16 protein-coding genes are annotated in these 20,567 nt (G+C 71.8%); 8 read left to right on the forward strand and 8 right to left on the reverse strand.

Translation table 11 applies throughout. From position 1 onward, the window contains the following. The first annotated feature begins 2 nt into the window (after positions 1-2). Positions 3-1,112, forward strand: a complete 1,110-nt coding sequence (locus FHG10_RS02180; RefSeq protein ID WP_152351684.1) for a GuaB3 family IMP dehydrogenase-related protein — start codon at positions 3-5, stop codon at positions 1,110-1,112. 169 nt (positions 1,113-1,281) lie between these two features. Continuing rightward, positions 1,282-1,935, forward strand: a complete 654-nt coding sequence (locus FHG10_RS02185; RefSeq protein ID WP_152351685.1) for a biliverdin-producing heme oxygenase — start codon at positions 1,282-1,284, stop codon at positions 1,933-1,935. Between the two features lie 58 nt (positions 1,936-1,993). On the opposite strand, the gene FHG10_RS02190 is transcribed toward FHG10_RS02185, so the two are convergent. The 3 genes from FHG10_RS02190 to pta are packed head-to-tail and all read right to left on the reverse strand — an operon-like array spanning position 1,994 to position 6,124. Then, positions 1,994-2,638, reverse strand: coding sequence for a hypothetical protein (locus FHG10_RS02190; protein WP_152351686.1), 645 nt, complete (start codon positions 2,636-2,638; stop codon positions 1,994-1,996). A 52-nt stretch (positions 2,639-2,690) separates the two neighbouring features. Further along, positions 2,691-3,968 (reverse strand): acetate kinase, encoded by a 1,278-nt coding sequence (locus tag FHG10_RS02195; protein WP_152351687.1) that lies wholly within the window; start codon positions 3,966-3,968, stop codon positions 2,691-2,693. Beyond that, the gene (gene pta / locus FHG10_RS02200; RefSeq protein ID WP_152351688.1) at positions 3,965-6,124 is read right to left on the reverse strand and encodes a phosphate acetyltransferase; all 2,160 of its coding nucleotides are present in this window, start codon (positions 6,122-6,124) and stop codon (positions 3,965-3,967) included. The genes FHG10_RS02195 and pta overlap by 4 nt, the downstream gene beginning before the upstream one ends. 118 nt (positions 6,125-6,242) lie before the next feature. On the opposite strand from pta, the gene FHG10_RS02205 reads away from it, so the two are divergent. From FHG10_RS02205 to guaA, 3 genes are read left to right on the forward strand one after another with little or no spacing between them, the layout of a single operon-like run. Then, on the forward strand, positions 6,243-7,169 hold the full coding sequence (locus tag FHG10_RS02205) for an SURF1 family protein (RefSeq protein WP_152351689.1): 927 nt from the start codon (positions 6,243-6,245) through the stop codon (positions 7,167-7,169). After that, positions 7,144-7,626 carry a DUF3817 domain-containing protein gene (locus FHG10_RS02210; protein ID WP_152351690.1) on the forward strand — a complete coding sequence of 161 codons (483 nt, stop codon included), beginning with the start codon at positions 7,144-7,146 and terminating at the stop codon, positions 7,624-7,626. The genes FHG10_RS02205 and FHG10_RS02210 overlap by 26 nt, the downstream gene beginning before the upstream one ends. Positions 7,627-7,635: 9 nt before the next feature. Continuing rightward, positions 7,636-9,228, forward strand: a complete 1,593-nt coding sequence (gene guaA, locus FHG10_RS02215) for a glutamine-hydrolyzing GMP synthase (protein ID WP_152351691.1) — start codon at positions 7,636-7,638, stop codon at positions 9,226-9,228. A 194-nt stretch (positions 9,229-9,422) separates the two neighbouring features. Here the strand turns inward: guaA and FHG10_RS02220 are convergent, their stop codons facing one another. Both FHG10_RS02220 and FHG10_RS02225 read right to left on the reverse strand, forming a co-directional pair. Next, positions 9,423-10,550 carry a GNAT family N-acetyltransferase gene (locus FHG10_RS02220; RefSeq protein ID WP_152351692.1) on the reverse strand — a complete coding sequence of 376 codons (1,128 nt, stop codon included), beginning with the start codon at positions 10,548-10,550 and terminating at the stop codon, positions 9,423-9,425. 137 nt (positions 10,551-10,687) lie between these two features. After that, positions 10,688-12,628: an MDR family MFS transporter gene (locus tag FHG10_RS02225; protein WP_264674018.1), complete on the reverse strand. Its 1,941-nt coding sequence runs from the start codon at positions 12,626-12,628 to the stop codon at positions 10,688-10,690. Between the two features lie 173 nt (positions 12,629-12,801). Here FHG10_RS02225 and FHG10_RS02230 point away from each other — a divergent pair, with 173 nt between their 5' ends. Beyond that, a complete protein-coding gene (locus tag FHG10_RS02230) occupies positions 12,802-13,536 on the forward strand; it encodes a TetR/AcrR family transcriptional regulator (protein ID WP_227487982.1) in 735 nt (244 codons plus the stop codon). A gap of 12 nt (positions 13,537-13,548) precedes the next feature. Here FHG10_RS02230 and FHG10_RS02235 read toward each other — a convergent pair whose 3' ends face one another. Then, positions 13,549-14,586 carry an acyltransferase domain-containing protein gene (locus tag FHG10_RS02235; protein ID WP_152351693.1) on the reverse strand — a complete coding sequence of 346 codons (1,038 nt, stop codon included), beginning with the start codon at positions 14,584-14,586 and terminating at the stop codon, positions 13,549-13,551. 62 nt (positions 14,587-14,648) lie between these two features. On the opposite strand from FHG10_RS02235, the gene FHG10_RS02240 reads away from it, so the two are divergent. Beyond that, positions 14,649-16,307, forward strand: coding sequence for a helicase HerA-like domain-containing protein (locus FHG10_RS02240; protein ID WP_193636165.1), 1,659 nt, complete (start codon positions 14,649-14,651; stop codon positions 16,305-16,307). A gap of 33 nt (positions 16,308-16,340) precedes the next feature. On the opposite strand, the gene FHG10_RS02245 is transcribed toward FHG10_RS02240, so the two are convergent. Further along, entirely contained in the window at positions 16,341-16,955 is a 615-nt protein-coding gene (locus tag FHG10_RS02245; RefSeq protein ID WP_152351695.1) for a C39 family peptidase, read from the reverse strand. A gap of 165 nt (positions 16,956-17,120) precedes the next feature. Then, entirely contained in the window at positions 17,121-17,867 is a 747-nt protein-coding gene (locus tag FHG10_RS02250) for a phosphoglyceromutase (protein ID WP_152351696.1), read from the reverse strand. 380 nt (positions 17,868-18,247) lie between these two features. Between FHG10_RS02250 and betT the strand changes: the two genes are divergently transcribed. Then, positions 18,248-20,485, forward strand: coding sequence for a choline BCCT transporter BetT (gene betT / locus FHG10_RS02255; protein WP_227487983.1), 2,238 nt, complete (start codon positions 18,248-18,250; stop codon positions 20,483-20,485). Positions 20,486-20,567: the final 82 nt, after the last annotated feature.

Genomic DNA, 20,567 nt, shown 5'->3' on the forward strand with positions numbered 1-20,567 from the left:
TGATGAGCGAGATCGAGATCGGCCGGAACAAGCGGGGACGCCGCGGATACAGCTTCGACGACGTCGCGGTGGTGCCCTCCCGGCGCACACGGGACCCCGAGGACGTCTCCACCGCCTGGCAGGTGGACGCCTACCACTTCGACATCCCGATCTTCTCGGCCCCCATGGACTCGGTGGTCTCCCCGGAGGTCGCGATCGCCCTGGGCCGCGCCGGCGGTCTGGGCGTGCTCGACCTCGAGGGCCTGTGGACCCGCTACGAGGACCCGGCTCCCCAGCTGGACCGCATCACCTCGGCGAGCGAGGACGAGGTCGTCGGCGTGCTCCGCGAGGCGTACGAGGAGCCGATCAAGCCCGAGCTGATCACCGAGCGCATCCGCCAGCTGCGCGAGGCCGGGGTCACGGCCGCGGGCTCCCTCTCGCCGCAGCGCACGCAGGAGCACTGGCGCACCGTCGTCGACGCGGGCGTGGACCTCTTCTTCATCCGCGGCACGACCGTCTCGGCGGAGCACGTCTCCTCGGGGCGCGAGCCGCTGAACCTCAAGCGCTTCATCTACGAGCTGGACGTCCCCGTGATCGTGGGCGGCTGCGCGACCTACACCGCCGCCCTGCACCTCATGCGCACGGGCGCCGCGGGCGTGCTCGTCGGCTTCGGCGGAGGCGCCTCCCACACCACCCGCGAGACCCTCGGCATCCAGGTGCCGCTCGCGACCGCCGTGGCCGACGTGGCCGCCGCGCGACGCGACTACATGGACGAGTCCGGCGGCCGCTACGTGCACGTCATCGCCGATGGCGGCCTGGGACGCAGCGGCGACCTCGTCAAGGCGATCGCCTGCGGGGCCGACGGCCTGATGGTCGGCGCGGCCCTCGCTCGCGCCGAGGAGGCCCCCGGCCGCGGCTACCACTGGGGGAGCGAGGCGCATCACCCGACGCTGCCGCGCGGCCACCGCGTGGAGGTCAGCACCGTCGCCCCGCTGGACCAGATCCTCTTCGGTCCGGGCCTGAGCGCCGAGGGCACCACGAACCTCGTGGGCGCCCTGCGCCACGCGATGGCGACCACCGGCTACACGGAGCTCAAGGAGTTCCAGCGCATCGAGGTCGTCACCACCCGCTGAGCCCTGGACCCCAGAGCCCGCGCCCCGGCTGCACCCGGGGTGCGGGCTCTTCGTCGTGTGAGGGTCCTGTCCACCGGGTAAGGGTCCCCTTGCGTCCAGCCGCGGCGCATGATCCACTTGTCCTGACGCGACGTCAGAACGACGTGGCACGCACCCCAGGAGTCGCACGATGACAGCTCTGGACACCCCGATCGCCCCCTTCGCGCAGCGCCTGCGCGAGGCCACGCGCGCCGAGCACTCGGACGCGGAGAGCAAGGGCTTCATCACTGCGCTCATGGGCGGTGAGCTGGGGGAGCTCGACTACTGGCGCCTGCTGGGCCAGTACCTGCCGCTGTACATCGCGCTCGAGGAGGCCATCGGCGAGGCCGCCGGGCGCTCCGAGCTCGCCGCGTCCTTCCACGACGAGCGCCTCGCCCGCGCCGACGCGATCCGCGCGGACCTCACCGCCCGCTTCGGGACCGTCGACCCCGTCGTCGACGGCGTCCGCCTCGCCGCGCCGCTCGCCGCGACCCTCTCCTACGCGGAGCGGATCCGCAGCGCCTCGGTCCCCGCGCTGCTCGCGCACCACTACCTGCGCTACCTCGGCGACCTCTCGGGCGGGCAGGCCATCGGGGCGCTCGTCGCGCGGCACTACGCCGTGCCGCGCGAGCAGCTGACCATGTGGGACTTCTCGGAGATCGATGCGCCCAAGCGCGTGAAGGACGCCTATCGCGCGCGCCTGGATGCGATCACCGATCCCGCCGTGCAGGAGGAGTTCCTCGCCGAGGCGCGCGAGGGCTACCGGCTCGCGGGCGCCCTGTTCGCGGGGCTCGACCCGCGCTGATCCCCGTCGGCCGACGGGCTGATGCCGTCGGCCGACGCGGCGGGTGCGTCGATGGGGATCAGTACTGCTGGTACCCCTGGACCTGCTGGTGGCTCTGCATGTACGCGGTGACCTGGCGGGAGGAGCGCACGCGCGCGACGATGCCCCAGATGAGCAGGATCAGGGCGATGATCCCGAGCAGGATCGGCAGGCCGAAGCCGACGCCCATCCCCACGAGGATGCCCGTCAGGCCGACGTCTGCCACGGCCACGTCGCTCGCGCCCTCGCACGTGATCTCGACGGTCTCGTCGCTCTGGGACGTGAACGTCCCGACCGTGGTGTACGAGGCGCCGTCCACGGTGGTGTCCATGCCCTCGGAGCTCGACGTCTCCTCGAGCGAGGTGCCGTTCGGGCTGGAGACGCTGCAGCTCGCGCCCGCGGCATCCTCCGACGGCACGAACACGTAGTACATCGACAGCCCGCCCGAGCTCTCCATGCTCGCGCTCGAGGAGCCCAGGGACGTCGCCTCGATGTTCGAGACCATCAGGATCGCGACGATCGCGAGGGCGATGACGGGCATCACCACGAGGCCGATCAGGTTCGCGACGATGCCGAGCGCGCCGAAGATGATGCGCTTCAGCCCGCGCTTCCTCGGGGGCGCCTGGTAGGCGGGCTCGGAGGAGAACGGGCTCGCGGGGCCGTAGGCGGGAGGCGGGACGGACATGGAGGGACCTTCCGGGTGGTGGGGAGAGGGGAGAGGGGAGGGGAGGGACGGGTCAGCCCCGCGCGACGGCGAGGGTCTGCTGGGCGATCTCGAGCTCCTCGTCGGTGGGGACGATGAGGACGCGCACGGGGGAGTCGTCCGTCGAGATCGTGCGGATGCCGGGTGCTCGCGCGGCGTTGCGCTCGCGGTCCAGGACGATGCCGAAGCCCTCGAGGCCGGCGAGGGCGCGCTCGCGGACCTCGGGCACGTTCTCGCCGATGCCGGCGGTGAACGCGATGACGTCCAGCCCGCCGAGCGCGAAGGCGTAGGAGCCCAGGTACTTGCGCAGACGGTGCACGTAGACCTGCATGGCGAGCTCCGCGGTCTCGTCGCCGTTGCGGATCGCCTGGGTGATGTCGCGGAAGTCGCTCATGCCGCACAGGCCCTGCATGCCCGAGCGCTTGTTGAGCAGGGTGTCGATGTCCTCGACGCTCATGCCCGCGCTGCGGTGCAGATGCACGAAGACGGCCGGGTCGATGTCGCCCGTGCGGGTGCCCATGACCAGGCCCTCGAGCGGGGTCAGTCCCATCGAGGTGTCGACGGGCGCGCCGTCGGCGACCGCGGAGGCGGAGGCGCCGTTGCCCAGGTGCAGCACGATCTGGCGCAGTCCCGATGCGTCCTTCCCCTCGGAGGTCAGCAGCTCGGAGACCTTCTTCGAGACGTACTGGTGGCTCGTGCCGTGGGCGCCGTAGCGGCGGATCCGGTACTCGTCAGCGACGCTCTTGTTCAGCGCGTAGGTGCGGGAGGCCGCGGGCAGGTCCGCGAAGAAGGCGGTGTCGAACACGGCCACGTGCGGGATGTCCGGGAGCATGCGCCGCGCCGCGTCGATGCCGTCGACGGCCGGCGGGTTGTGCAGCGGCGCGAGCGAGCTGAGGTCGGCGATCTGGTCGCGCACCCAGGAGTCGATGGGAGTGGGCGCGGAGAAGCGCGCCCCGCCCTGGACGACGCGGTGCCCGACGGCGACCACGTGCGCATCCTCGAGCGCCAGTCCCACCTGGTCGAACAGGTCCATGACGATCTGCATGGCCACCACGTGGTCCGGGACCTCGCCCTGATGCGCGCCGTACGCCTCGCCCGCGGTGATGCGGCCCATGCCCTGGTCCAGGCCGATGCGCTCGATGATGCCCGAGGCGAAGACCTCGCCCGCGAGCGGGTCGAGCAGCTGGAACTTCAGGGACGAGGAGCCCGAGTTCACCACGAGCACGGTCGAGGCGCCCGCGGGCGGGGCGTCCGGGCCGAGCTCGGCGGCATCGGAGGAACCGGGAGCGTCGGGGGTGCTGGGGGTGCTCATTCGTCCTCCTGAGTGGGGGTCGTGCCGGCCTGGTCCGCGGCCTGCGCCTGGATCGCGGTGATCACGACCGTGTTGATGATGTCGTCCACGAGCGCTCCGCGGGAGAGGTCGTTGACCGGCTTGTTCAGGCCCTGCAGGACGGGGCCGATGGCGATCGCGCCCGCCGAGCGCTGCACCGCCTTGTAGGTGTTGTTGCCCGTGTTCAGGTCGGGGAAGACGAACACGGTCGCCCGGCCGGCGACGGCCGAGTCCGGCAGCTTCGTCTTCGCGACGGAGGCGTCCACGGCCGCGTCGTACTGGATGGGCCCCTCCACGTCCAGGTCCGGGTGCTGGGAGCGGACCGCGGCGGTCGCCTCGCGGACCTTGTCGACGTCGGCGCCGGTGCCCGAGCTGCCCGTGGAGTAGGAGAGCATCGCGACGCGGGGGTCGACGCCGAACTGGCGGGCGGTCTCCGCGGACTGCACGGCGATGTCCGCGAGCTGCTCGGCGCTCGGATCGGGGTTCACCGCGCAGTCGCCGTAGACGAGCACCCGATCCTGCAGCGCCATGAGGAACACCGAGGAGACGATCTTCGCGCCCGGCTTCGTCTTGATGATCTCGAAGCTCGGGCGGATCGTGTGGGCCGTGGAGTGGACGGCGCCGGAGACCATGCCGTCCGCCTCGCCGAGCTGCACCATCATGGTGCCGAAGTAGGAGACGTCCTGGACCTTCTCCCGTGCCTGCTCGAGCGTCACGCCCTTCTTCGCGCGCAGTCGCGCGTACTCGGCGGCGAACCGCTCCACGAGCTCCGGATCGTGCGGGGAGATCACGGTGGCCTCGGAGATGTCATGGCCCAGCTGCGCGGCGCGCGAGCGGATCGTGGTCTCCTCGCCCAGCAGGACCAGGTCCGCCACGCCGCGGGCCAGGATGGCCGCGGCCGCCGCGAGGATCCGCGGCTCGTCGCCCTCGGGCAGCACGATCGTCTTCTTCTCGCCGCGTGCGCGCGCGATCAGCTCGAACTCGAACATCATCGGGGTGACCACGTCGCTGCGGGTGACGTCCAGGGTCTCCAGCAGCTCCTCCATGGGCAGGTGCTCGGCGACCGCGCGGCGCGCCGCGTCGAGCTTCTGCGGGCTGTCGGCGGTCAGCCGGCCGTGGGTGCCGGCGATCGCGACCGCGGCCTCGTAGGTCGAGTCCTCCGTGGCGATGATCGGCAGGTCCTGCTGCACGCCCTCGATGAGGCGGGTGACCTCGCTCGGGATCTCGTAGCCGCCGGTCAGCACGATCGAGCTGAGGGCCGGGAAGGTGCCCGACTGCTGGGCGAGGAACAGCCCCGGCAGCAGGTCGTAGCGGTCGCCGGGGGCGATCACGGTGCAGTTCTCCGTGAGGCGCCGCAGCACGTTGGGCAGGCTCATCGCGGCGACCAGGTTGCCCAGGGCCACGCGGCCCAGCCACTCCGGATTGCCCTGCACGAGGGTGCCGCCGACGGCATCCTTCAGCGCCTGCACGGTGGGCGCCATGATCACCGGGTTCTCCGGGATGGCGGCGACGACCACGCCCGCGGGCAGTCGCGCGGAGACGGCCTCACGGGTCGCCTCGAGCTGCTCGGGGTCGCTGCGGTTCGCGACCAGCGCGATCGGCATCGCGTGGTGGGAGGCGAACTCCTGCACGCTGACCTGCGCGAGCGCCGCGACCTGATCGGGCGTGCGGTCCAGTCCCGAGACCACGATGACCACGGGCGCCGAGAGGTTCGCGGCGACCTCGGCGTTGAAGGCGAGCTCGGTGGGGTTCGCCATGTCGTCGTAGTCGGAGCCGAGCACGACGAGCGCCGAATAGCGCTGCGCGAGCTCGTGGTACTTCGCGAGGATCTCCTCCTGCGCGGCGTCCGGATCCGCGAGAGCCCGGCGCGAGTCGACGCCGAGCGCCTCCTCGTAGCCCTGGTCGACGGCCGGATGGGAGGTCAGCAGATCGACCGAGTAGTCCCTGTGCTCGCGGGAGCCCGCCGGCCTCGAGCCGTGGGCCCGGGCCCCCTCGGGCCCCGCGCTCTCGGCCTTGAAGACGGGTCGGAACACCCCGACGCGATCGGAGCGGGCGGCGAGGGCCTCGAGCAGGCCGAGTGCGACGCTCGACTTCCCGGTCATGCCCTCCGGACTGGCGACATACACGCTGTGCGACACCTCCTCAGGATAGGTGCACCTTCCCCCGGATCCCAGGGGCGGTCGATCCTGGGGACGCGCGTCACGTCCGGGCCCGTGCTCCCGGCTCGCGCACGGGGGCGACGCCTACCATGGTCGCGTGCTCCGCGTCGCCCTCCGTCCCCGCTTCCTGGGGCTGCTCGCCCTCATGGTGGTGGCGACGCTCGTCTGCGGCCTGCTGGCCACCTGGCAGTGGGACCGGGCGCACCGCGCGCTCACCCAGCAGACCGGCGAGGACCGCACGCTGGGCCAGATCGCCGACGTGCTCGGGCCCGGCGAGGCCGTCACCAACGAGATCGCCGGCGGCATCGTCGACGCGAGCGGCACCTACGATCCCGATCAGCAGGTGCTCGTCCCCGGCCGCCGCATCGACGGCGAGGACGCCGTGATCGTGGTGACCGCCCTGCACGTGAAGACCGGCTCGGGGGCCGACGGCAGGGCCGGCTCGGACGAGGCTCTGCTGCCCGTCGCGCGCGGCTGGATCCCCGAGAAGCAGGTGACCGGCGACGACGGCGAGGTCGACCCCTCGCTCGCTCCTGCGCCGCCCACGGGCGAGGTGAGCGTGAACGGCCGGCTCGAGGCGAGCGAGGCCGCGACCAACGGCCTCGAGGACGGCGTCGCCCAGGAGATCGCGACCCCGCTGCTCATCAACGAGTGGGGCTCGCCGATGTACGCCGGGTACGTCGCCGTCGGCTCCTCGCAGGACGGACTGAACGGCCTGCCCAAGGCCGAGTCCCAGTTCTCCTCCGGACTGAACTGGCAGAACCTCGGCTACGCCCTCCAATGGGTGCTGTTCGGCGGGTTCTTCCTCTACCTGTGGTGGCGCTCCGTGCGCACCGCTCATCTGGACGAGCTCGCCGAGAAGCGCGAGCAGATGCAGTCCCGGCTCGCGGGGGAGCAGCAGAGCCCTCCCGGAGCGGCCGCCAGCCCCGTCGGCCGCACCCCGGCCGACCACACCGTCGGCCCCTCGCAGGCCGACCCGACAACCGAGGGAGAGACAGGTGCCGACTCCGCGCCCGCTCGATGAGGTGACCGCCCGCGCATCCTTCGCCCGCTTCCGCTGGGCCGCGATCGCGGAGGGCATCGCCCTGCTGATCCTCGTGGGGATCATGATCATGCGCTACGGCGTCTACGGCGGGGACCCCTGGTGGGACTCCACCTCGGATCTCTGGTCCACGATCAGCAGCCGCTGGTCGCCGATCCACGGCGTGATCTACATGATCTACGTGATCCTCGGCTTCGACATGTGGAACAAGATGCGCTGGAAGCTGCCGCGCATGGTGCTCATCATGTTCTTCGGCGTCATCCCCGTGCTCTCCTTCTTCGGGGAGCGCTTCCTGCACTCCTCGATGGAGGAGGACCTGCGTCGCCGGCCCACGCTCCAGGACACCGACGGCCAGGACGGTACCGCCGCGGCCGGTCCGGCCGGCGCCGCACCCGATGGCCAGGACACCCCGGGGCAGAGCCCCGCCGACGGAAAGTAGACTGATCCGGTGACAGATACCGACGCCCGACCCGTCCTCGTCGTCGACTTCGGCGCCCAGTACGCGCAGCTGATCGCGCGCCGCGTCCGCGAGGCCCAGGTCTACTCCGAGATCGTCCCGCACACCGCCTCGACCGCGGACATCCTCGCCAAGGACCCGCGCGCGATCATCCTCTCCGGCGGCCCCTCCTCGGTCTACGCCGAGGGAGCCCCGGGCCTGGATCCCGCACTGCTCGAGGCGGGCGTGCCCGTGCTCGGCCTGTGCTACGGGTTCCAGTCGATGGCCGCCGCCCTCGACGGGACCGTCGCCCCGACGGGCGTGCGCGAGTACGGCGCGACCCGTCTGGAGGCCGTGGACTCCGCGAGCGAGCTCCTGCGCGAGCAGGACACCGAGCAGAACGTGTGGATGAGCCACGGCGACTCCGTGACCGCCGCGCCCACCGGCTTCCGCGTCGTGGCGACGTCCTCGGCCTCGCCGGTCGCCGCCTTCGAGCACCCCGAGAAGCATCTCTACGGTGTGCAGTGGCACCCCGAGGTCGGCCATTCCGACCGCGGCCAGGAGGTCCTCGAGAACTTCCTCTATCGCGGCGCCGGGATCACCCCCGAGTGGACCACCGGCAGCGTCATCGAGGAGCAGGTCGAGCGGATCCGCACCCAGATCGGCGAGGGCACCGCGATCTGCGCGCTCTCGGGCGGCGTGGACTCCGCGGTCGCCGCGGCCCTCGTCCAGAAGGCCATCGGGGATCGCCTCACCTGCGTGTACGTCGACCACGGACTCATGCGCCTGAACGAGTCCGAGCAGATCGAGAAGGCCTTCGGTGAGTCCACGGGCGGCGCGAAGCTCATCGTGGTCGACGCCGAGGAGCAGTTCCTCTCCGCACTCGCCGGGGTCACCGATCCCGAGCAGAAGCGCAAGATCATCGGCCGCGAGTTCATCCGCACCTTCGAGCGCGCCCAGGCGGACATCCTGCGCGAGCGCGGCGTCATCGACGCGGCGGGCCACGCCGAGGCGAAGGCGTTCCTGGTCCAGGGCACGCTCTACCCCGACGTCGTCGAATCCGGCGGCGGTGAGGGCGCGGCCAACATCAAGAGCCACCACAACGTGGGCGGCCTGCCCGAGGATCTCTCCTTCGAGCTCGTCGAGCCCCTGCGCGCCCTGTTCAAGGACGAGGTGCGGGCCGTCGGCTCCGAGCTGGGTCTGCCCGACGGGATCGTCTGGCGCCAGCCCTTCCCCGGCCCCGGCCTGGGCATCCGCATCATCGGCGAGGTGACGAAGGACCGCCTGGACGTGCTGCGCCGGGCCGACGCCATCGCCCGCGAGGAGATGACCGCGGCGGGCCTCGACCGCGAGATCTGGCAGTGCCCCGTGGTGCTCCTGGCCGACGTCCGCTCCGTGGGTGTCCAGGGCGACGGCCGCACCTACGGCCACCCGATCGTGCTGCGCCCCGTGACCAGCGACGACGCCATGACCGCGGACTGGGCCAAGCTGCCCTACGAGGTGCTGGGCCGGATCTCCACCCGCATCACCAACGAGGTCGCGGAGATCAACCGCGTCACCCTCGACGTGACCAGCAAGCCGCCGGGGACGATCGAGTGGGAGTGACGGACCTGCCGGGCTGACCTGCGGGACCTTCCGCCGGGTCGCCATGGCTCCTGGGCGCTGCACGACGCTCGGGAGGTGGCGCCGCCCGTTGCCGTCATCCGGCCGAGGCCAGGGGCCCTCGCCCTCGCGGCGCGTACCCCGGTGCACCCGTGGCGCGCGCCGCCGGGTCCCGGGTGCGCGTCGTCGGGCAGATGTCAGGCGTTCTCGTCCTCGGTCTCGGGCTCCAGGAGCCGCGAGGGGTGGGGCGGCACGTCCAGGTGCCAGGACTGCGTGCGCTCGCAGGTCTCCCAGCCCATGGACCTGTAGAGGCCGTCGGCGCTGGTGGGGGAGTCCGCGTCCACCTCGAGGTCCACGTGGTCGCGGCCGCGGCGCGCCGCATCGGCGATCGCGGCCCGCAGCAGGGCCTTGGCGACGCCGTGCCCACGGGCGGAGCGGTGCACCCCCAGGTAGTCGAGGTAGGTGCCCTCGCCGACGCGGCCGTGACCGGTCTCGTGCGCGGGGCGCGTCGAGGCGACGAGCCCGCCGGCGGGCAGCCAGGCGCCGTCCCCGTCGTGGTCGATCTCCGCGATCCACCACAGCTCCCAGTCGGCCTCCTCGGGGGACTCCACGAGCCGCTGCGAGAACTCGGCGAAGGACTCGCGGTACGAGCTGAAGTGGTCGGCGAAGGACTCCTCGAGCATGCGGTGCACGCTGCGCACGTCCTGGGCGACGGGCAGCCCCGAGGGGTGCAGGTGCACGGGGCGCACGCGGACCCCGGGGCGGGGACCCGGCAGGGAGTCGGCCTCCTGGGCGAGCACGCCGCGGCGCATGTGCAGCCAGGTGCGGACCTTCTCGAGGCCCCCGGCGGCGAGCTGGGCGGCGCGATCGGCGTCGCGCACGTCGATGTCGATGCTCAGCTGCGTGGAGTCGACCCCGCGGTGGCGGGCGAAGGAGCCGCCGACCTCGACGGCCCACGCGATCAGCGCGGCGCTGAGCGCCTCTCGGGCGGGAGCGTCCGGAGCGATCACGCTCTGCAGGTCGGTGCGACCCCGTGCCCGGTCCTCGAGGGCGATCCAGGCGATCGGCGCAGCATCGGCGCGCGCCGTGCCGTCGGCCTCCGTCGGCACGATCACCACCTGCCGCCGGGACCAGGAGCGCAGGCCCACCATCCGCGAGCGCAGGTCGTCGAGGTCGATGGGCGCGGCGTCGGGGTCCACGGCGTCCTGGGCCGCGCCGAGCAGGGCCGCGACGGGCTCAACGTCGGGCTCCATGGGCACGCGCGAGGCGAGGGGGTGGCCGGGGATCTCCGGGAGACGGGGCGGGACGTGGTCGCTCAGCTGCACCCGCCCATGGTCCCACGTGCTGTTCCGGATCGATCCCCCGGGGGAAGAGCACAGGCATCGGACAGCGATGAGGCCCCGCACCATCTCGTGGTGCGGGGCCTCATCGCATGCGCGGCCCGCTGGTGCCGGCGGCGGGATCAGCGCTCGGCGTGACGACCGTGCTGCGGAGGACCGTCGGCGCGGTGCGTCTGGTGATGCGCGGGCGTGGACCCGGCGGCCGGGGACGCGCCCTCGGCGGTGTGCTCGGCGGCCTGCGTGGCCTCGGCCTGCGCAGGCTCGGCCTGCGCGGGCTCGCCTGCCGCCGCGGCGACCTGCGCGGACCCGGTGGACGCCGCGGGCTCGGCGCCGTGCGCTGAGGGGGCGTCGGACGCGAGCGCCGGCTCCTCCTCGTCGTGGACCGAGGACTCCGCGAGCGGACCCGAGCCGCCCACCGCGGCGAACTGGCCGGTCGTGGTGCCCGGCTCGTCGGCCACGTGGAGGGTGTCGCGCAGCGGCATCTGCTTGATGAACAGGGAGAGCAGCAGCGCAGCGATCACGAAGGGCACGGCGGTGAGGAACACGTCGTGCATCGCATCGCCCATGCCGCTGCGGATCGCGTCGGCGAGGAAGCCGGGGAGCTTCTCGAGCTTCGAGGGGTCCAGCACGGAGCTCTCGAGGTCCGAGGAGTCGATGCCGCCGCCGCTGGCCTGCATCTTCGCGAGCTGAGCGAGATCCTGCTTCGGCAGCGCGGAGATCTTGTCCTGGATGGCGGTGGCCATCTGCGCGCTCATCACGGTGCCCAGCACCGCCGTGCCGATCGTGGAGCCCATGTTGCGGAAGAACTGCACGGCCGAGGTGGCGACGCCCAGCTCGTGCTGCGCGACGGCGTTCTGGACCACGAGGGTGTACACCTGCATGCACAGTCCCAGGCCCAGGCCGATCACGACCATCGCGAGCGTGAGGTGCCACTGCGAGTCGCCGTACTGCATGTTCTGGAGCAGGTAGTAGCCCACCACCAGCACGAGCCCGCCGGCGACCAGGAAGATCTTGTAGTTGCCGAGCTTCGAGATCAGGATGCCGACCACGATCGAGGTGAGGATCATCGCGACGGAGAGCGGGATGAGGATCGCGCCGGAGTTCGTGGCGGAGACCCCCAGGACGCCCTGCGCGTAGACGGGGATGTAGATGATCGCGCCGAACATCGCCACGGCGATCGCGAACGACGCGGCGACCGAGAGCGCGATGATCGGGCGGGCCAGCATGTGCATCGGCAGCAGCGGCTCGGCGACCTTGTTCTCGATGATCACGAACACCACGAGCAGCACGGCCGTGACCGCGTACATCCCGATGATCACGGGGGAGGACCACTCGTAGCTGGTGCCGCCCCAGGTGGTCGCCAGCAGGCCCACCACGAGCGCCGGGGTCAGCGTGATCATGCCCAGCATGTCGACCTTGCCGCTCTTGGCGGTGTGCTCGAGGTGCAGGAACTTGAAGATGAAGATGAAGGCCAGGATGCCGATGGGCAGGGTCAGGTAGAACAGCCAGCGCCAGCCGAAGCTGTCGGTGATCGAGCCGCCGATCAGCGGGCCCACCACCGAGGAGACGCCGAACACGGCGCCCATCAGGCCCTGGTACTTGCCGCGCTGACGGGGCGGGATGATGTCGCCGATGATGGTCTGCGACAGCGGCATCAGGGTGCCCATGCCCAGGCCCTGCACGGCGCGGGCGAAGACCAGGAACCAGAAGTTCGTGGACATGCCCGCGAGGATCGAGCCGATCATGAAGATCGCGAGGCCCGCGAGGTAGAACCAGCGCCGACCGTAGAGGTCGGAGAGCTTGCCGACGATCGGCACGGCGACGGCGGAGACGAGCATCGCGGCGGTCGCGATCCAGTTGTAGTGCGAGAGGCCGCCGAGCTCGGCGACGATGCGCGGCATCGCGGGGCCGACGATGGTCTGCGAGAGCGAGGCGACGAACATGCCGAGCATGAGACCGGCGAAGACGAGCTTGCCGGCCCGGTCGAGCCCGGTGAAGGCCTGCTCGTTCCCGCCGCGGGGCCCGCTGCGGGTGCTGGGCGCGGATGAGGTGGTGGAGGTCAAGAATTCTCCTGAGTCCAGAAGGGGCGATCGGTGACGGCGGGTGCGCGGGGAGCGCGCACGCGGAGTGGCCGGAGCGCTCCATCGAGCTTCGACCGGTCAACACTACTGCGATTGCAGTCACTGCACAATTGCAGTCACTGCACTTTTCTCGTGAGGTGGGCTACGGTCGCTCCGTGAGCAGCGCGCCAGACACCGAGCCGGGCACCAGCACCGGCTCCATCCCCTCCGGAGGCCCGGAGCTCGCCCCCGAATGCGGATTGCGGGAGCGCAAGAAGCGCCAGGCGCGCGCCGACATGCACCGCTCCGCGCTCGAGCTCGTCGCCGAGCACGGACTGGACAGCGTCACCGTCGAGATGATCGCCGAGCGCGCGGGGATCTCGCCCCGCACCTTCTTCAACCACTGGGCATCGAAGGAGTCCGCGGTGCTGGGCCTGCCGGTGCTCGGCCCCGATGAGTCGTGGCGCGCCCTGCTGACGGTGAGTCCCGAGGCGACGCCGGAGCAGGCGCTGCGCGAGGTGCTGCGCCAGATCATCCGCACGGCCGACGCGGACCTCGGACTGCGCGAGCTGAAGAAGCGCGTGCTGCACCGCGAACCGAGCCTCCACGCGGTGAGCGCGGGGCGCACGGCGCACATGCAGTCCGCGCTGATCGCCGCCTTCGAGCGCCGCGTGCGCGTCGGCCCGCTCACGCAGGAGCAGGCGGAGGAGCTCATCGGCGAGGACGTGGAGACCCTCGCGGACGTCGCAGCCGACGACCCGCAGCTCTACGAGCGCGCGGTCATCGCGGTGCAGCTCGGATTCGCCGTCTCCCGCAGCGCGTTCTCCCTGTCGATGGCCCGCGGCACGACGGTCCTCGAGGAGTTCGACCACGTCTCGCACGTGGTGGGGACGCGCCGCATCGCGAGCTGAGCGGGCGGCCGCTCAGCGCACCAGGTGCCCGCGCCCCGACTCCCAGCCCCGTCCGTCGGCCAGCCGCCTGCCGACCTCTCGCTCGAGCCGGCTGCGCCGCGGCAGCGCCGCGGGATCGTACGGAGGACGCGCGCTGAACACGAAGAACGCGGCGCCGTCGTCGTCGCGGCTGTTCTCGAGGATCTCGAAGCGGTCCACGAAGGCGCCGATGTTCGAGTCCGTGCCCAGGGAGTCCACGAGCACCCGGTTCATGAGCCACGAATGGCATTCGAACTCGCGGCCGAAGGCGGCGGCGCCGGCGGGCGCGGCGGCGACGAGATCGGGATAGGCCTCCGGGAAGTACGCGCTCGCGGCCTCGAAGCTCGCCTCGACGTCGGCGGGGTCCAGGGGACCGGTCGCCGGGATGTGCACGCCGATCATCCACCGGCCGTCGGCTGCCGAGCGATGCAGATCGAACTGCAGGCGCCCGAGGTGGACGAGCCGGCCGCACCAGTTCATCGCGGTCCAGGAGACCTGATGCAGGCCCAGCCGGCCGTGGCTGCTGGCGCGGTGCACGCGCATCTGCTGGCCGAGATCGGAGAGCACGTGCCAGGACTGCGCCTCCGAGAGCCGGCGCCGGGAGTGCCAGGTGCGCACCGTGTCGGTGGAGACCACGTGGGCGAGGATCGCGATGAGTCCCTCGCCGGGGGCGATCTGCTGCTGGAGGGCATTGTGCTCCTCGGCGAGGTCCGCGAGCGGTGCGGCGGGCGCGTCGAGACCGGCCGACGCGCGCACCAGGTGCGCGGCGCGGGTGATCGCGGCGAGGACCTCGGGCACCGCGAGGGCGCGGGGGATCAGCGCCGCGAGCTCCTCGTGGTCCTGGTCGGTGATGCCCAGGCGCTCGAGCAGGGCGTCACGGCCGTCGTCGGTGAGTGCGCGGGCGACGTCGTCCTCGGTGAGCGCGCCGGTCGCGGCGACGCCCGTCGGCAGGTATCCATCGGGCAGGGCCCCGCGCTCGGCGTGGGACTCGGAGCGGCCGGGGACGGAGGGGTGCGCAGCGGTGCGGGTCACGCAGGAAGCCTACGTGCCCTCCGGCTACGATCGTGGCGATCATGACGCTTCGAGGAGGATCCATGACCGACGAGTCCCAGGCCGCCCCCGCCCCCGATCCCGCAGCCGCGTCGGACGCGACGCCCGCCGCGCTCGATGAGAAGGCGACCGCTGTGCGCGACGCCTACGATTTCGACGGCACGCAGATCCACCTGGGTGTTCTCGTGAGGGACGGCGAGCCCGATCCGCAGGTGCCCGTGAACCTCGCGCTGGGCATGCTCAACCGCCACGGCCTCATCGCCGGCGCGACCGGCACCGGCAAGACCAAGACCCTGCAGGTCATCGCCGAGCAGATCGCCGCCGCGGGCACCCCGGTGTTCGTCGCGGACATGAAGGGCGACCTCTCGGGCATCGCGGTCCCGGGCGCGGCGAGCGAGAAGCTCAGCGCGCGCGCCGCCGCCCGCGGCCAGGAGTGGGCCTCCCGCGCAGGGACCTCCGAGATCCTCACCCTCGGCGGGCAGGGGACGGGCATCCCCATCCGCACCACCGTGAGCGACTTCGGGCCCGTGCTGATGTCCAAGACCCTGGGCCTGAACGACACCCAGGAGTCCTCGCTCGGGCTCATCTTCCACTACGCGGACACCAAGGGCCTGGGCCTGCTCGACCTCAAGGACCTGCGCGCGCTGATCCAGTTCCTCACGGCCGATGACGAGGGCAAGCAGGAGCTCAAGGGCATCGGCGGCGTCTCCGCCGCGACCGCCGGGGTGATCCTGCGCGAGCTCACCGAGTTCGAGAACTCCGGGGCCGACGTCTTCTTCGGCGAGCCCGCCTTCGACACCCAGGACCTGCTGCGCACCGCCTCCGACGGCACCGGCATCATCTCCTGCCTCGAGCTGCCCGACGTGGCCACCCGCCCCACCCTGTTCTCGACGTTCATGATGTGGCTTCTCGCGGACCTCTACCAGGACCTCCCCGAGGTCGGGGACGCGGACAAGCCCGAGCTCGTGTTCTTCTTCGACGAGGCGCACCTGCTGTTCAAGGACGCCTCGAAGGCCTTCCTCGAGCAGGTGGTCCAGACCGTCCGCCTCATCCGCTCCAAGGGCGTGGGCATCTTCTTCATCACCCAGACCCCGAAGGACGTGCCCGGGGACGTCCTCGCGCAGCTCGGCAACCGCGTCCAGCACGCCCTGCGCGCCTATACGCCGGAGGATGCGAAGGCCCTCAAGGCGACGGCGTCCACCTTCCCGACCAGCGACTACGAGCTCGTCGACGTCATCCCCTCGCTGAAGACCGGTGAGGCCGTGGTGACCGTGATGAGCGAGGACGGTGCACCGACGCCGGTGGCCGTCACGGCGGTGCGCGCGCCCGAGTCCTCGATGGATCCGGCGCCGAAGGAGGAGCTCGAGAAGATCGTCGCCGCCTCCCCGCTCGCGCCCTACACCGAGGTCGTCGACCGCGAGTCGGCCTACGAGATCCTCGGCAAGCGCGACGAGCAGGCGGCCCGGGCCGGGGCGCAGGGCACTGCGGCCGACGGCCAGGGCGCGGGTTCCGCGCCCTCACCGTCGGCCCCCACGGGACAGGCGAAGACGGCGGAGAAGTCCCCGAAGGAGCGCGCACAGGGCGGGAAGAAGGACGAGGGGTTCATGGGCAACCCCGCGGTGAAGTCCTTCATCCGCTCGGCAGGGACGGTGCTCGGCCGCGAGATCACGCGGTCGCTGTTCGGGACCCGCCGCCGGCGCTGACCGACGGCGCAGGAGCCGGCCGGCGGGCGCCGATCACCAGAAATAGCCCCTGCCCGCGCAGTAGGTCGCGACCTGCTGCACGGGCAGCTGGTGGTGCTGCGGGAGGTCGGCGGAGAGGGTCGCGCCCGCGGGGTCGGCGATCCTCAGGGTGCGCTGGTCAGGGTCGTAGCCGTCGACGGCGACGAAGTGGAAGATCTCGCCCGTGTTCCCGCCCCACTCGGGGTACTCGCCGGGCATCACCCACCAGTTGAGCACGGTCGCGTAGCCGTCGTCGACGTTCGCGGTCGCGCGCTCCCACAGCAGATCGGCATCGGCCTCGCTGGCCGTGGTGGACTCCATCCACTGGTCGCGGTAGGAGGCGCCGGGGGAGTGCGCGGTCAGGACCGGGGAGACCGCACCGAAGTTCGTGCCCGCCTGCGTGGTGCCGAGCTCGTCGGCGAGGTCGGCGGGGGAGGGCGCGTCCCCGAGGGCGCTCAGGGCGATGGCCACGGCCGTCGGCCCGCACCAGTAGACCGTCTCCTGCTGCTGCCAGGCCGTGGGCAGGTTCTTCGAGGTCGCGGCGGAGGCGGCGGGAGCTGCGGCGGCGATGCCGGAGAGGGTGAGGGCGCTGAGCCCGGCGCGGCGCCGAAGGGTTCGTCGATCGAGCATCGGAGTCTCCTTCGAGGGGTGGGATGCGCGCCTCGGTATGACGTGGCGCACACCCACGCTAGGCCGGATGCGCCGCGGCGCCCATGGGGAGAACTCCCCATGGGCGCCGCGTGCGACTCGGGCCGCGCTCCGCGCGTGCTCAGCGCGAGATGTCGGGCAGACCGCTCACTTTCTGCCCTGGTTGGCGACGGCCTCGGCGGCGGCCTTCGCGGCGACCGGGTCGAGGTAGCGCCCGCCCTTCTCGACGGGCTGGAAGTTCTCGTCGAGCTCGTAGACCAGCGGCTGGCCGGTGGGGATGTTCAGCCCCGCGATCTCCTCGTCGCTGATGCCGTCGAGGTGCTTGACCAGGGCGCGCAGCGAGTTGCCGTGGGCGGCCACCAGGACCGTCCTCCCGTCGCGCAGATCGGGCTTGATGCCCTCCTCCCAGTACGGCAGGAAGCGCTCGACGACGTCCTTGAGGCACTCGGTGTGGGGGAGCTGGTCTCCCAGGTCCGCGTAACGGGGGTCCTGGTCCTGGCTGAACTCGGTGCCGAACTCGATCTCGGGCGGCGGCACGTCGTAGGAGCGGCGCCATGCCATGAACTGCTCCTCGCCGTACTTCTCGCGGATCTCCGCCTTGTCCAGACCCTGCAGCGCGCCGTAGTGGCGCTCGTTCAGGCGCCAGTCGCGGCGCACCGGGATCCAGTGGCGGTCGGCCGCGTCCAGCGACAGGTTCGCGGTCATGATCGCGCGGCGCAGCAGGGAGGTGTGGACGACGTCGGGCAGCACGCCCTCGCGGGCCAGCAGCTCGCCGCCGGCGGTCGCCTCGGCCCTCCCTGACTCCGACAGCGGCACGTCGACCCAGCCGGTGAACAGGTTCTTCGCGTTCCATTCGCTCTCGCCATGGCGGAGCAGCACGAGTGTGTAGGTCATGCGACCAGACTAATCCACGGCCACGATGAGGGTCGGGCGCGCCCCGGGCGCGGCCCGGGCGCCGCCCGAGCGTGGACCCCGCGCGCGGTGACGGGCGCCGTGTCTGCTTGCTCTCCGGAATTTTGCAGGAGCATCCCAGGTCCCTAGCATGGAAGGACCGGGCGCCCGGACGATGCCGACCGCAGCGCCGCACGGGCCGCGAGCACCATCCGCCGCCCTGCCTGCCCCGCGCGCGATGCCACGGCGAGACCGCCGTGCCGCGCTCCGACGGTGCCGACCGCGTCGGCCGCGTCGCGCACGTCCGCCGTGCCCGACCGGCCCCACCGCGCCGACCGCACACCGGGTGCCCGCCCAGGACGCCCGACGAAGCGGAGGACCGCGTGCACGAAGCCGACGACCAGCATCCCGAACCCAGCGCCCCGACCCGGGCCGCCGCCGAGCGCCGGGCATCCGAGCGGCGGGCCGCCGAGGCCGCGCGCCAGGAGAAGCGCCCGCCCTCGACGAGCGAGGAGATGCACCGCGGTCAGTCGGACCTCGAGCCCTCCGGCGGCATCCGCGTGAACCGGATCGTCCTGGGCGTCTCCTCCGCCGTGATCCTCGCCTTCTCCCTGTGGGCGATTCTCCGGCCGGGCGGCGCCCAGAGCACGCTCGAGGGGGCCGTAGGCTGGATCTCGACGAACCTGGGCTGGTTCTACGTGCTCACCGTGACGGTCGTGATCGGCTTCGTGATCTGGGTGGCGCTGTCGAAGCAGGGCACCGTGCGGCTCGGCCCCGACCACTCGCGCCCGCAGTACAGCCTGTTCACGTGGGTCGCCATGCTGTTCGCCGCGGGCGTCGGCATCGACATGCTGTTCTTCTCGGTGACCGGTCCGGTCACCCAGTACTACGCGCCGCCGACCCTCGAGGCCGAGAGCGCCGAGGCCGCCCGCGACGCGGTGGTCTGGACGATCTTCCACTACGGCGTCGCCGGCTGGTCGATGTACTCCCTCCTGGGCATGGCCATGGGCTACTTCGCCTACCGGTGGGGGATGCCGCTGAGCATCCGCGCGGTCCTCTACCCGCTCTTCGGCAGGCGCGTGCGCGGCGCCACGGGCCACGTGATCGACATCGTCACCCTCGTGGGCACCGTCTTCGGGGTCGCCACCTCGATGGGCATCGGCGTGGTCCTGCTGAACATCGGCCTCGAGCACCTGCTGGGCCTGCCCTCCGGGCTCGCCGTCCAGATCGCCCTGGTCGCGATCGCCGTGGTGATGACGATCGCCGCCTGCACCTCGGGCGTGGACAAGGGCATCCGCCTGATCTCGGAGCTGAACATCTGGATCGCCGGCGCGATGCTGCTCTACATCATCGTCACCGGCCGCACCGCGTTCCTGCTCTCCGCGATCGTCGAGAACATCGGCCGCTTCGTCACCAGCCTGCCGGGCCGCACCATGGAGACCATGGCCTACGAGCCCGGCGGTTCGGACTGGATGGCCGGATGGACCCTGTTCTTCTGGGCGTTCTGGCTCGCGTGGGGGCCGTTCGTGGGCCTGTTCCTCGCCCGCATCTCGCGCGGGCGCACCCTGCGCGAGTTCGTGATCGCCGCGATCACCGCACCGGTGCTGTGCGACCTCCTGATCGTCTCGGTGTTCGGCAACTCCGCGATGGCAGAGGTGCTGGGCGGGAACGACGCGTTCGGGAAGCTCGCGATGTCGAGCCCCGAGGAGGGCTGGTACGCCCTGCTGGAGATGTTCCCCGGCGCCGCCTTCCTCATCGGGCTCGCGACCCTCTCCGGCCTGCTGTTCTATCTGACCAGCGCGAACTCGGGGGCGATGGTCATGTCGAACTTCTCCTCGAGCATCCGTGACCCCGGCGAGGACGGGCCGAAGTGGCTGCGCATCTACTGGGCGGTGCTCACGGCCGTGCTCACGGTCGCGATGCTCATCGCCGGCGGCGTCACCACGATGGAGTACGCGACGCTCATCTTCGCGCTGCCGGTCACGATCATCGCCTACCTGGTGATGTTCTCCTTCACCAAGGTGCTGCGCATGGAGGCCGCCGAGCGCGCGGGCTGGGCACGGCTGCGCTCGGCCGGCCAGCGCCGTGCGGGCTCCGGCCGTTCGTGGCGGCAGCGGATGGCGTCGATCCGCACCTATCCCGGCAGGGACCAGGTCGCGGCCTTCGCGGACACGGTCGTCGGCCCCGCCCTCGAGGAGGTCGCCGCCGAGTTCCGCTCCTCCGGGACCGAGGCGGAGGTCTCGCGCACCGAGGAGCCCCTCACCGGGGTCGACGAGTTCGTGCTCACGGTCCCGATGGGCCAGGAGCGCGACTTCCTCTACCGCGCCGCCTCCGTGCAGGCCCCGGTCCCGCAGATCGGGTCGAAGGCCTCCCGCGGCGAGCAGCGCTACTGGCGCCTCGAGGTGTTCTCGCAGACGGGATCCGCGGGCTACGACCTCATGGGCATGAACGAGCAGCAGGTGATCGGTGACGTTCTCGACTGCTACGAGGCGCACTTGGCGTTCCTGCAGCTCAGCCACGAGAACGATGGCCTCTCCGCGATTGCACCGCTGGGTGCGGGCGAGGGCGGCGAGACGCAGGAGTCCGTGGCCGGGGAGCCGGCGCCGCCGATGGTGCGCTGAACCCGGGCCGGCGACGCGGGCCCTGCCGGGCCGAAGACCCCGACTACGTCCGCCGGACGACGCGGCCCCGGCCCGATCGACG

Source organism: Brachybacterium subflavum (genome assembly GCF_009299795.1).
In the GTDB taxonomy this organism is placed as follows: domain Bacteria; phylum Actinomycetota; class Actinomycetes; order Actinomycetales; family Dermabacteraceae; genus Brachybacterium; species Brachybacterium subflavum.